The organism is Massilia sp. LjRoot122, from assembly GCF_964252725.1.
Taxonomy (GTDB): Bacteria; Pseudomonadota; Gammaproteobacteria; order Burkholderiales; family Burkholderiaceae_D; genus Telluria.
The window spans coordinates 4121455-4133748 of the sequence record NZ_CAXUPB020000001.1; the positions used below are offsets into that span (position 1 = coordinate 4121455).

Consider the following 12294-nt stretch of genomic DNA (forward strand, 5'->3'; position numbering starts at 1 on the left):
CTTCACACCAGCGTCAGCTGGCCGTTGCGCGGCTCGCAGCGCAGGAGTTCCCTGTCGGTCTGCGCCGAGCGCAGCACCAGCCGCGTGAAGCTGTTGACGTGCACGTAGAGGCCGAAGAAGCGGTTCACCACCTCCGCGAACACGTACAGGCTGCTGCCCGCGAAGGCTTCCTCGTCCACCGTCATGCGCACTTCGGTCCCGTGCACCAGCGTGGCGCCGATCTTGTTGCGCATCCAGGCCGTGGACGGCAGCGTCTCCATCGCGGTGATGCCGGCGATCTGGCGCTGGGTCGCCGCCGAGCGCGACAGGTCGTACAGGGTCAGGACTTCGCGGAAGGCGTCGAGGTCGCCCAGCGAGCGATGGTTGAGCGCGAGCTGGGCCACCAGCCGCCAGTGCGCGCCGCCGGACGAGGGAAAGCGGTGCGGCAGCGTCGGCCGGCGCAGCAGCTGGATCGGCAGGCCGCCGGCGGTTTCACTGCTCAGGTCGCCACCGGATGCGCCGAAGCCGGTGCTGGTCGCATGCGCGCCATTGGTGCAGGTCAGGTCGATCGAGGCCACGCACTGCTCGTCCGGCGCCAGCGAAAAGCCGGCGTCCGTGAAGCCGATCTTCATGCGCTGGCGGTGCACGCCGCGGTCGTCGCGGCGCGCGAACCAGTAGCGCTCGCGCAGCTCGCCGCCTTCGCCGTGCCGCAATCCGTAATAGGGCCGGTAGGCGATCGACTGCACCCTGCCCTCGGCCGTGCGCAGCACGTCGACCCGGTCGATGCTGTAGACCTCCACATCTTCCTCGTGCCGGCCCGGCACCACGTCGTACATGGCGGTGCGGTGCGTGATCCGCACCGGCATGGCGGCCTGGTGGAACAGGTTGACCACCGGTGCGCAGCCGGGCAGCAGGTGCGATGCGCCCAGGCTGCCCAGCAGGCGCGCGGCGCCGCTGTCGCCGTGCAGGCAGTTGACGATCAGGTGCAGGGTGAAGCGGTGCGCCGCCGCCGGCAGCATCGGCGCCAGCTTGCCCAGGTCGATGTCGATGAAGTGGAATTTTTCGGGGAAGGCGAAGTATTCGCTCAGCAGCCGGTAGGCGCCATGCTCGCTCGGGCGCAGCGGCACCAGGGCATCGTCGTCGCCGAAGCCGCCCAGGGCCAGCGGCATGCGCTCGAGCGGGCGCCACGGGCCGCCGTCGCCGATCTCCAGGTAGCTGGCGCCGACGTGCATGAACAGGGTGTCGATCAGGGCCGCCGCCAGCAGCGGGTCGGCATCGACGTAGAGGCGCAGGCGCGGCATCCCGAGCTGGCGCAGCAGGCGCGCCGGCGCGGCGCTTTCGATCGTGATCGCTACCTGCCCGGTCGCGCGCGCCGGCAGGCGCACGTGCGCCGGCGCATGGACCACCGGCTCGTAGCGCGCGCGGGCGACGTCGACCGGCGCCAGGGTCAAGGGGCTGGCAGTGCGGAAGCGGCACACCGTGCCCTTGCCGTGCAGCGCGCTCATCTCGCTGCCGCGCGGCACCGTCTCTACCCGCTCGAGCTTGCCCGTCGCCTGGGCGCCGGGTTCGCCGCCGATGCGGGCGATCGAGCAGGAAGGGATGCCCTGCAGGAAGTAGGGATAGAGGCTGCCGAGCAGGGCTTCGGTGAATTCCGGGTAGTCGTCGTCGAGCTTGCGCGCCGTGCGCGCATTCAGCAGCGCGCAGGCCTGGATCAGGCGGCGGATGTGCGGGTCCTCGAGGCCTTCGGCGCCGAGGCCCAGTTCGCTCGCCAGGCGCGGATACTGATGCGCCAGCTCGCGCCCGACCGTGTTGAGGTAGACCAGTTCACGCTCGTAGTAAGGCAACAGCTCTTCCATCACGCTCTCCTCTTGAAGCGTTAAAGGTCGTGCAGTTTTGCTCAGGTGACTTTGTGACTAGTCAATATGCGGCGGACTTGCCGCTTCGTCAGTAAAATGGCGAGCTTTCCCGTCCCCTCTGCCTGCCATGACCGCCACCGTTTCCGCCCCTTCCGGCACCGCATCGCCCGTGCGTACCGAGATCGCCACGCTGTGGCGCCTGTCCTGGCCGATGCTGGTCGGCCAGCTGGCCACCGTGGGCATGGGCGTGGCCGACGTCGCCATGACCGGCCACGTCAGCGCCGAGGAGCTGGCGGCGGTGTCGCTCGGCACCTCGGTGTGGTCGATCGTGCTGGTCACCGTGATGGGTACGATGATGGCGATCAATACCGTCGTCGCCCACGAGATCGGCGCGGCCCGCTACGACCAGATCCCGCACTCGGTGCGCCAGTCGTTATGGAAGGGCCTGCTGGTGGGCCTGGTCGCCATGCTGTTCGCCAACCTGTGCACACTGCTGTTCGACCACGTCGGGCTGGACCAGCACGTGGCCGACCGCGCCGCCCTGTTCCTGCACGTGATCAGCGTCGGCATGCCGGCCTTCGCCTGCTACCGCGCGCTGTACGGCTATACCACCAGCATCAACCAGACCAAGCCGATCATGTGGATCGCCATCTTCGGCCTGCTCTTCAACGTGCTCTCGAACTGGCTGCTGGTGTACGGCAACTGGGGCTTCCCCCAGCTGGGCGCGGTCGGCTGCGCGGTATCGACCGCCATCGGCATGTGGCTGATGCTGGGCGCCATGCTCTACTGGATCAAGGTTTCGCCGGCCTACCGCATGACCTATCCCTTCACCGGCTGGGAAGGGCCGGACTGGAAAGAAATCGGCACGATGCTGCGCCTCGGCCTGCCGATCGGCGTCACCTATTTCGCCGAGGTCAGCGCCTTCGGCCTGATCAGTCTGCTGGTGGCGCGCTTCGGCGTGGTGGCGGTGTCCTCGCACCAGGTTGCACTCAACTTCGCCTCGCTGGTGTTCATGGTGCCGCTCAGCTTTTCGATCGGCATGATGACCCGGGTCGGCCAAGCCATGGGCGAAGGCAATCCGGAGCGCGCCCGCTTCGTCGGCTGGGTCGGCGTCGGCATGTCGGTCGTGTTCGGGGCACTGTCGGCGCTGTTCATCGCGATCTTCCGCTGGGAGATCGCGGCCGCCTACACCTCCGACCCGGCGGTGCAGGCCGCCTGCGCCCACCTGCTGCTGTTCGCGGCGCTGTTCCAGCTGTCCGATGCCACCCAGGTGGCGACCGCCTCGGCGATCCGCGGCTACCAGGTGACGCGCCCGCCGATGATCATCCAGCTGGTGGCCTTCTGGGGCGTGTCGCTGCCGCTCGGCTGCATCCTGGGACTGGCGCCGCAGTGGTTCCCGTGGGCACCTGGCGCGCCGATGTCGACCACCGGCTTCTGGATCGGCCTGGTCGTGGCCCTGACGGTGGCGGCGGTGCTGCTGACCTGGTCCTTCGAGAAGCTGGCGCGCCAGCGCATCCGGGCAGCCGCGTAATTACAGCTTTTCAGGGCCGACTCTGGTATCGTTCCGCCGTTGTCGCAAATTAACTTACACCAGAGACACTACATGCGCCCTCTCCTGCTCCTTATGGCCGCTCTCGCGGCCGCTCCCGCTTCGGCCGAACGCCTGACGCTGGACCGTATCTACGGTGATCCGGCCCTGGCCGGCGCCAGCGTGAAGACCCTGCGCGTATCGCCGGACGGCGAACGCGTCACCTTCCTGCGCGGCCGTGCCGACAACCAGTACCAGCAGGACCTGTGGGAATACAACATGAAGACCAAGAGCACCCAGCGCCTGGTCGATTCCAAGCGCCTGGTGCCGAACGAAGAGTTGTCGCTCGAGGAAAAGGCGCGCCGCGAGCGTGCCCGTACCGCCGGCCTGTCGGGCATCATCAGCTATTACTGGTCGCCGGACGGCAAGCAGCTGCTGGTGCCGATCGGAGGCGACCTGTTCCTGGTCGACGCCGCCAAGCCTGACGCGCCGCGCAAGGTCGCCTCGGGCAATGTCACCGACCCGAAGATTTCCCCGAAGGGCCGCTACGTCTCCTTCGTGCGCGACCAGAACCTGGTCGTGATCGACCTGCAGACCGGCGCCGAGCGCCAGCTGACCACCGACGGTAAAGGCAGCATCCACAACGGCGAGGCGGAATTCGTCGCGCAGGAAGAGATGGACCAGCACACCGGCTACTACTGGGCGCCGGACGATTCCGCGATCGCTTACCGCCGCTATGATGAAAAGCCGGTGCCGGTGGCGCGCCGCTTCGAAATCTTCGCCGACCGCACCGAAGTGATCGACCAGCACTACCCTGCTGCCGGCGACCCGAACGTGCTGATCGAGCTGATGATCGTCAACCCGGCCACCGGCCAGCAGCGCAAGGTCGACCTCGGCGCCGAGAAGGACATCTACCTGGTGCGCGCCGACTTCAGCGCCGACGCCAAGACCCTGGTCTTCCAGCGCCAGACGCGCGACCAGAAGCGCCTCGACCTGGTGGCCGTGGACGTCGACACCCTGGCCCAGCGCCCGCTGCTGAGCGAAACCTCGAAGACCTGGGTCGAGATCCACAACGACCTGCGCTTCCTGAAGAGCAAGAAAGCCTTCATCTGGGCTTCCGAGCGCAGCGGCCGCAAGCACCTGTATGTGTACGGCCTGGACGGCAAGCTGCAGTACCCGCTGTCGAAAGGCGAATGGGGCGTGGACAATATCCTGGCGGTCGACGAGGCCGGCGGCAAGGTCTATATCTCGTCGGGCAAGGACGCCATGATCGACAAGCAGACCTATGCGCTGAAGCTGGACGGCAGCAATGCCGGCAAGCCGGACCGCATCACGGCCGGCGACGGCTGGCATGAGGCCGCCTTCGCAAGCAACGGCAAGATCTTCGTCGACACTTACTCGAACCCGACCACCCCGCCGCAAGTGTCGATCCGCCGCGCCGACGGTTCGATGGTGGAATGGCTCGAGAAGAACGAGCTGAACGCGAACCATCCCTACGCCAGGCACATCGCCGACCACCTGCCGACCGAGTACGGCACGATGAAGGCCAAGGACGGCCAGACCCTGCACTACTCGATCATCAAGCCGGCCAACTTCGACGCGAAGAAGCGCTACCCGGTGTTCCTGTTCACCTACGGCGGCCCGCACTCGCAGCGCGTGACCCGCGCCTGGGGCAATTATTTTGACCAGTACATGGCGCAGCAGGGCTTCGTGGTGTTCCGCCTGGATAACCGCGGTTCGGGCCGCCGCGAGCGCGCCTTCACCGACGCCCTCTACAACAACCTGGGCAAGGTCGAAGTGGAAGACCAGGTGGCCGGCGTCGACTGGCTGGCCCAGCAGAGCTTCGTCGACCCGAAGCGCATCGGCGTGTTCGGCTGGAGCTACGGCGGCTACATGACCCTGCGCCTGCTGGCGGCCGCGTCGGACAAGATCGCGATGGGCGTGTCGGTGGCGCCGGTGACCGATTGGGCACTGTACGACACCCACTACACCGAGCGCTACGTCGGCGGCACGCCGAAGTCGGATCCGGAAGCCTACAAGCGCAGCGGCGTGTTCGCCCACCTGGACGGCATGAAGTCGCCGCTGCTGCTGATCCACGGCATGGCTGACGATAATGTGCTGTTCACCAACACCACCCGCCTGATCGACGAGCTGGTGAAGCGCAACGTGCAGTTTGAACTGATGACCTATCCGGGCGCCAAGCACGGCATTTCGGGCAAGGTCAACCAGCGTCACGTGTACGGAATGATCGAGGCCTTCTTCAAGAAGAACCTGGGTGGGACGGCGGCGAAGTAAGCCTTCCGTTTTACTCACGGAAACAGCCGCCCGATGGGCGGCTGTTTTGTTTGTGCGCCCAGCATGGGCGCACTCTTGTGGGTGAAAGTCCCGCCGCGAGCTGACCACAGCGAGCGAAGCGAAGCACAACTGCATAAGGGCGACCGAGTGTGGGGAGGAAGTGTGGAGCGAAACTGCGAGCCGATGAACAAGAATCGGATATGAGGCGCTGCCGAGCAGGGCGAGCGGGCAAACAACCGCGAAGCTCTTGTGGTCAAGGTGAAGTGGCGTAAATCCGGCGGTTGTGCAGGGAAGGAGTGCGTTCTTACCTGGGGAGATCTCGTCTTGTGCCTGAAAGGGCGACGAAAAAAAAAAATCGGAGCGAGAAGTCAGCAGAGGCCGTAGTAGTCGCAGTGTGGGCGAAGGGCCGAACGAGTAGGAGTGTCGAACAACTTGTCGATGAATCGTGTACGGCATCAGATGCCCGCTCAAGCGGGGCAGGTCGCGGCAAGGCGGGGTGAAGCCTCGTCCAAAGCGATCAGCGATGAAACACGATTCCCGCGACAAGACTTGGCAGGCACAGGGCGAGACTTGCTTGCGCAAGCGCTCGCTAGAGAGAACATGCAACGCGCGTGGAAACGCGTGAAGGCGAACAAGGGAGCTGCAGGTGTCGATGGCCTGGACATTGCCCGGACCGGACAGCGCCTGAAGCACGCTTGGCCCCTCATCAGGCAGCAACTGATGAATGGCACGTACCGGCCCATGCCGGTACGGCGCGTGGGCATTCCGAAGCCAGATGGAAGCGAACGTGAACTGGGGATACCCACCGTGACCGACCGTCTGATTCAGCAGGCACTATTGCAGGTGCTGCAACCGCTGATCGATCCCACCTTTAGTGAGCACAGCCACGGATTCCGGCCCGGCCGGCGTGCGCGTGATGCCGTGCTTGCAGCACAGCAGTACGTGCAGGAAGGCTACCGCACAGTGGTCGACGTCGATCTGTCGAAGTTCTTTGATCGGGTCAACCACGACATCCTGATCGACCGCCTAAGGAAACGTGTGCACGACGCTGGAATCATCCGGCTGGTGCGCGCCTACCTGAACGCGGGCATCATGGATGGCGGCATGGTGGTCGAGCGGAGCGAAGGGACGCCGCAAGGCGGTCCGCTCTCGCCGCTATTGGCCAATGTGCTTCTCGACGAGGTGGATCGGTTGCTGGAACGACAGGGACACCGCTTTGCCCGCTATGCCGATGACTGCAATGTATATGTGCGCAGCCAGAAGGCAGGCGAGCGGGTGATGGCCCTGCTCAAGCGCCAATACGACAAGCTGCACTTGAAGATCAATGAATCAAAGAGTGCGGTAGCCAGTGCGTTCGGCCGAAAATTTCTGGGCTATGCCCTATGGGCTGCCCCGAAAGGCGAGGTTAAACGCGCCGTGTCGAAGAAGGCATTGGAGACGTTCCGGCAGAAGATCAGGCAGCTTACTCGCCGGACTGGTGGACGCAGTATTCGCGAAGTAATTGAACGTCTGCGCTCTTACGTGTTGGGATGGAAAGGCTATTTCGGCTTGGCACAAACATCAGGCGTCCTGCGCAAGCTGGATGAATGGATGCGTCACCGAATGCGTGCGATTCATCTCAAGCATTGGAGGCGAGGCACGACAATCCACCGGGAGCTACTGAAGCTAGGGGCCAAACCGAACGTCGCGCTGCTGGTGGCCAGAAATGGCCGTCGCTGGTGGCACAACAGCCGACTCGCCCTGAACAACGTGCTGACGATTGCCTACTTCGACCGCCTTGGCATGCCTCGGCTCACTTAACCTCAACTACTCGAACCGCCCGGTGCGGACCCGCATGCCGGGTGGTGTGGGAGGGGCCCGGCCAGGCTCAATGGCCGCCCCTATCCCGATTTACTTGGCTGTTCTTAGGAATTGGGTCCCGGCCTTCGCCGAGACGACGGTCTTTAGGACGCGGGCGAGGCGGTCGCGTCACCTTTATCCACAAGCCTTAAAACCGTCATCCCGGCGCAGGCCGGGATCCAAGTTCCGTACCGCAACCACGTCAACGAAAACAGCCGCCCTGAAGGCGGCTGTTCCTCATCACTAAATCAGCGAATTACGGACGACGAACAGTCGTGGTAGTGGTCGTCGTGGTGCGCTCATCCAAAGCTTCGCGCACGTCACCCAGCTTCTTCTGGGTCTTGCCCTCGACCTGGTTTGCCAGGCCCTTGGCTTCCTGCTCCGGGCTGTCGATCGCGTCGCCAAATTCTTCCTGAATCTTGCCGCCGATGTCTTTGAGCGTGCCTTTGACTTGGTCCTTGTTCATGGTCTTCTCCTTTAAGAAAACATGTCCGGATGGCCATGCATGAAGCACAGATTACGCCTCCCCTTCCGCCACCTCTGTTCGGGTACGCACACAGCACAGCAATAGCTGGCGCGCGACGTTTTGCTGCCGTGAATGCTAATCTTTTGTCAACGCGGCCGCGCCGCCCCACCGGGGAATTGCCATGACCGAACAAGATCAAGAACATGCTTCCGACCCGCCACAAGCCCAGCGCCGCCTCGCCAAGCGCGTCAGCCTGATCAACGGCCTCGCCATCCTCTTCGTCGCGCTGGCGGCGGCCATCGTCCTGGCCGCCGACGCCTTGCTGCTGGTGTTCGCCTGCATCCTGTGCGCCATCCTGCTCTACAAACTGAGCGAGATCATGGCGCGCCGCTTCCACATGAAGCGCAAGCTCGCGCTGACCCTCGTCGTGCTCCTGCTGGCAGCCATCATCGGCCTCGGCGGCTGGGCCATGGCGCCGCAGATTGCCGAGCAGGCAAGCAAGCTGGCCAAGGAAATCCCGGCCGCCGTCGAACGCCTGCAAGGCGCCGTCCAGCAGCATCCCTTGCTCAAGCGCGTCGCCTCCGAACTGCCGCCGCCCGAGCAGATCGTCAAGCAGATGGGCGCCATGGTGCCGAACGCCGGCCTGTTCTTCGGCGGCGTGCTGGGCGCCATCGGCAACGTGATCATCATCATCTTCGTCGGCATCTACTTTGCCGCCTCGCCTCAGCTCTATACCAATGGCGCCATCCGCCTGATTCCACAAAGCAAGCGCCCACGCGCACGGGAAGTGCAGCAGGAACTCGGGCATACCCTGGCAAGCTGGCTGCTGGGCAAGGCGGCCTCGATGCTGATCGTCGGCGTCGCCACCTCGATCGGCCTGAGCATGCTGGGCGTGCCGCTGGCGCTGATCCTGGGCATCATCGCCGGCCTGCTCGACTTCATCCCCTACCTGGGCCCGATCATGGCCGGCGTGCCGGCGGTGCTGCTGGCGCTGTCGATCAGCCCGGACCTGGCCCTGTACACGGTGCTGATGTTCGTCGGCATCCAGTTGGTCGAAGGCTATGTGCTGCAGCCCTTGATCGAAGCGCGGGCGGTGGACCTGCCGCCGGCGCTGGTGGTCGTGATGCAGTTGATTTTCGGCACCCTCTTCGGCTTTGCCGGCGTGGCGCTGGCGACGCCGCTGGCGGCCGGGCTGGCGGTGCTGGTCAAGATGCTCTACGTCGAAGACGTGCTGGGCGACCGGCCCGCACACGGGCGAAGCTGAAAACGACAAAGCCGCGCAATGCGCGGCTTTGTCCTTATGGCAACGAAGCTTAGCGGTTGCCTTTGACGATGTCCTTCACGTCGCCGACCTTCTCCTGCACCTTGCCTTCGGCCTGGTTCGAGACGCCTTCACGCTGAGCCTGGCGGTTGCCGACGGCTTCGCCGACCTTTTCCTGGATCTTGCCGCCGACGTCCTTGGCCTTGCCCTTGATCTGGTCTTCGTTCATGTCTTCACTCCTGGTTGGTAAAGCGAGGTCCCACCATAGGCGCGAAGCTAGTGCCGCACTGTTCGCCAACTAACACTTTGGCTTGCGCCAGACGCTGGCCAGCCAGGGCTGCTGTTCGCGCGGCAGGCCGGGCGGACGGTAGTAATGATGCAGTGGAGTAAAGCCGGCCGTCGTCAGGTAGCGCTCCCAGGCCGGGTAATCGTGGTAGCTGCCGTAGCGCGGGCCGTTCCAGCCTTCGCGGTTGTCGCCGCGCGGGTTGGAGCTGAACAGGACGCCGCCGGGCTTCAAGGTATCGAAGAGCCGGGACAGCACGCCGGGAAGTTCGGCGCTGGGTACGTGGAACAGCGATGCGTTGGCGAAGATGCCGTCGAACATGGCAGGCGGCAGGTCGAGGTGCAGGAAGTCCTGCCGCCAGACTTCGCAGCCGCTGTAGGCGCGCGCCATCTCGGCGAAGCGCGCGCTGCCGTCCAGGCCAATGGCCTTGTGGCCGAGTCCGGTGAATGTCTTGAGGTCGCGGCCGGGACCGCAGCCGAGGTCGAGGATGGTCCAGGGCACCGGGGCCTCGATGGCGCCGAGCAAGGCGTCGATGTTCTGGCTGACGTCGTGGTCGATGGTGCCGGCGAAGAAGGCCTCGGCGTTGTGCTCGTAATGAGCCAGGGTGCGGTGGGAGATATCGTCGGCGTTCATGCCGCCATTATGGCGCAAGCGGCAAGGAGGTGAGCGCGCCTCGCCGGCCCGCTCACCTCCTGTCCTGTTACCAGACCCGTACGCGCTCCTCCGGCGCCAGATACAGTTTCTGCCCCGGCTGCACGTCGAAGGCCTTGTACCAGGCGTCCAGGTTTCGCACGGTGTAGGTGCGGTACTGGCCCGGCGAGTGGCCGTCGGTCAGCACCACGCGGCGCAGCGAGGTTTCGCGCATCTTGCTGCGCCAGGCCTGGGCGAAGCCGGTGAAGAAGGCGCGGTCCCCCTCCACACCCGTGCTCTTGCCGCTCGGCGAGACCTTGAAGGCGTCATAGGCGGCGGCCAGGCCGGCCAGGTCGGACAGGTTTTCGCTCAAGGTCAGCTGGCCGTTGATGGCCAGGTCGTCGAAGGGCTTGTAGGCGTTGTACTGTTCCACCAGCTTCTGCGAAGCCTTCTTGAAATGGGCCAGGTCTTCCTTGGTCCACCAGTCGCGCAAGCGGCCCTGGGCGTCGAACTGGGCGCCCGTGTCGTCGAAGCTGTGGCTGATCTCGTGACCGATCACCGAGCCGATCGCGCCGTAGTTCTGGGAGTCCGAGGCTTTCGGATCGTAGAACGGCGGCTGCAGGATCGCGGCCGGGAAGTTCATCGCGTTCTGCAGCGGCAGGTTGACGGCATTGACCAGCTGCGGCGGCATATGCCATTCGGTCTTCGTCGGCTTCTGCTTGAGCTTGGCGAGCTGCTGGGTGTAGTGGAATTCCTGGGCGCGCAGCACGTTGCCGAGCGCATCAAGCGGCGACACCCGCAGGCCCGCATACGACTTCCAGGCATCCGGATAGCCGACGCCCACGTACATGGTGCGCACCTTTTCCTTGGCCTGGGCGCGGGTCGACGGTGCCATCCACTCGAGCTTGTCGATGCGGCGCTCGAAGGCGGTCTTGATGTCGGCGACCATCTTCTGGATGCGTGCCTTGTCTTCGGCCGGGAAGTATTTGGCGACGTACAGCTTGCCGACCGCATCGTCCATCGCGGAATTGGTGGCCGACAGCGCACGCTTCCAGCGCGGCGACTGCTGCGGCGAGCCGGTCAGGCCCTTGCCGTAGAACTCGAAGCGCAGGTCCGCGTAGGCCTTCGGCAGGGTGCTGGCGAACTGGTTCAGGCTGTGGAAGGCCAGGTAGTCCTTCCAGGTCGCCAGGTCGGTGGCAGCCACCTGCTCGGCCGCTCCCTTGAGCGCACCCGGATGGTAGGCGATGAAACGGTCCTGGCCTGCCAGGTGCGCGCCCTGCATGAAGGCCTTCCAGTCCATGCCCGGGGCCTTGGCGGCGAAGTCCTTCATCGTCCAGGTATTGTTGGCCTTCTGGACATCGGCCGACTCTTCGCGCGAAGCGTGGCTCTCGGCCAGTTCAGATTCCAGCGCGAAGATCTTGGTGGCGCGCGCTTCGACGTTGTCATAGCCCGCGAGCTTGAGCATCGCGGCGATGTACTGCTGGTACTTGCTGCGCAGCTCGGCCATCTTCGGACTGTTGTCGAGGTAGTAGGCGCGGTCCGGCAGGCCGATGCCGCCCTGCAGCAGATAAGGGACGTTGCGCGAGGGATCGGTCAAACCCTGGTTGAACCACACGCCGAACAGGTTCGGGGTGTTGAAGTTGGTGGCATTCAGCGGGTCGACGTCGGCGCGCAGGAATTCGCCCAGCACGCGCGAGAGCGCGGCGCGGTCCTTGATCGCATCGATCTTCGCCAGGCGCGGCTTGAGCGAAGCCAGGCCCGCCGATTCGATCGCCGCTTCGTTCATCCAGGCGGTGTAGAAGTCGGCCGCCTTGCGCGCTTCGGCGCTGGCGGATTTGTTCACCCCCGCTTCCTCGATCAGCTTGACGATGCGGGCATTGGTCTCTTCGGCCAGCGCGTACATCGCACCCCAGGAGCCGCGGTCGGCCGGGATCTCGGTCTTGGCCATCCACTCGCCGTTGGCGTAAGCGTAGAAATCGTCGCCCGGCAGCACGACGGCGCCTGCCGGCTTCGTTGCCGCCACGCCGGCGTTGGCGCCCTGCTCGGCCGCAAACGCGGGAGCAAAGCCGAATGCGGCGCCGCACAGCGCCAGGGTGACCGCGGTCTTGATCGGAGTCCAGCTGGTTTTCATGGCTTCCCTTCTTCTCTTGGTAAAGG

Annotated in this window: 9 protein-coding genes; 4 read left to right on the forward strand and 5 right to left on the reverse strand. The window is 64.9% G+C overall.

The genetic code is table 11. The features are described 5' to 3' along the window. Positions 1-2 precede the first annotated feature (2 nt). Positions 3-1835, reverse strand: a complete 1833-nt coding sequence (tssF, locus tag ACSQ25_RS18050; RefSeq protein WP_436107045.1) for a type VI secretion system baseplate subunit TssF — start codon at positions 1833-1835, stop codon at positions 3-5. A 127-nt stretch (positions 1836-1962) separates the two neighbouring features. Here tssF and ACSQ25_RS18055 point away from each other — a divergent pair, with 127 nt between their 5' ends. The 3 genes from ACSQ25_RS18055 to ltrA all read left to right on the forward strand — a co-directional run bounded on the left by ACSQ25_RS18055 (position 1963) and on the right by ltrA (position 7458). Continuing rightward, positions 1963-3366 (forward strand): MATE family efflux transporter, encoded by a 1404-nt coding sequence (locus ACSQ25_RS18055; protein WP_436107046.1) that lies wholly within the window; start codon positions 1963-1965, stop codon positions 3364-3366. A gap of 72 nt (positions 3367-3438) precedes the next feature. Next, positions 3439-5658 carry an alpha/beta fold hydrolase gene (locus ACSQ25_RS18060; RefSeq protein WP_436107047.1) on the forward strand — a complete coding sequence of 740 codons (2220 nt, stop codon included), beginning with the start codon at positions 3439-3441 and terminating at the stop codon, positions 5656-5658. 438 nt (positions 5659-6096) lie between these two features. Next, a complete protein-coding gene (ltrA, locus tag ACSQ25_RS18065) occupies positions 6097-7458 on the forward strand; it encodes a group II intron reverse transcriptase/maturase (protein ID WP_436108037.1) in 1362 nt (453 codons plus the stop codon). Positions 7459-7753: 295 nt separating this feature from the next. Here the strand turns inward: ltrA and ACSQ25_RS18070 are convergent, their stop codons facing one another. After that, positions 7754-7963, reverse strand: coding sequence for a CsbD family protein (locus ACSQ25_RS18070; protein WP_436107048.1), 210 nt, complete (start codon positions 7961-7963; stop codon positions 7754-7756). Positions 7964-8144: 181 nt separating this feature from the next. Between ACSQ25_RS18070 and ACSQ25_RS18075 the strand changes: the two genes are divergently transcribed. Further along, positions 8145-9227 (forward strand): AI-2E family transporter, encoded by a 1083-nt coding sequence (locus ACSQ25_RS18075; RefSeq protein ID WP_436107049.1) that lies wholly within the window; start codon positions 8145-8147, stop codon positions 9225-9227. A gap of 49 nt (positions 9228-9276) precedes the next feature. Here ACSQ25_RS18075 and ACSQ25_RS18080 read toward each other — a convergent pair whose 3' ends face one another. The 3 genes from ACSQ25_RS18080 to ACSQ25_RS18090 all read right to left on the reverse strand — a co-directional run bounded on the left by ACSQ25_RS18080 (position 9277) and on the right by ACSQ25_RS18090 (position 12268). Next, complete coding sequence (locus ACSQ25_RS18080) at positions 9277-9453, reverse strand: CsbD family protein (RefSeq protein ID WP_436107050.1); 177 nt, start codon at positions 9451-9453, stop codon at positions 9277-9279. Between the two features lie 69 nt (positions 9454-9522). Beyond that, a complete protein-coding gene (locus ACSQ25_RS18085) occupies positions 9523-10140 on the reverse strand; it encodes a class I SAM-dependent methyltransferase (protein WP_436107051.1) in 618 nt (205 codons plus the stop codon). Between the two features lie 67 nt (positions 10141-10207). Then, entirely contained in the window at positions 10208-12268 is a 2061-nt protein-coding gene (locus tag ACSQ25_RS18090; RefSeq protein WP_436107052.1) for a M13 family metallopeptidase, read from the reverse strand. Between the last annotated feature and the right edge of the window lie 26 nt (positions 12269-12294).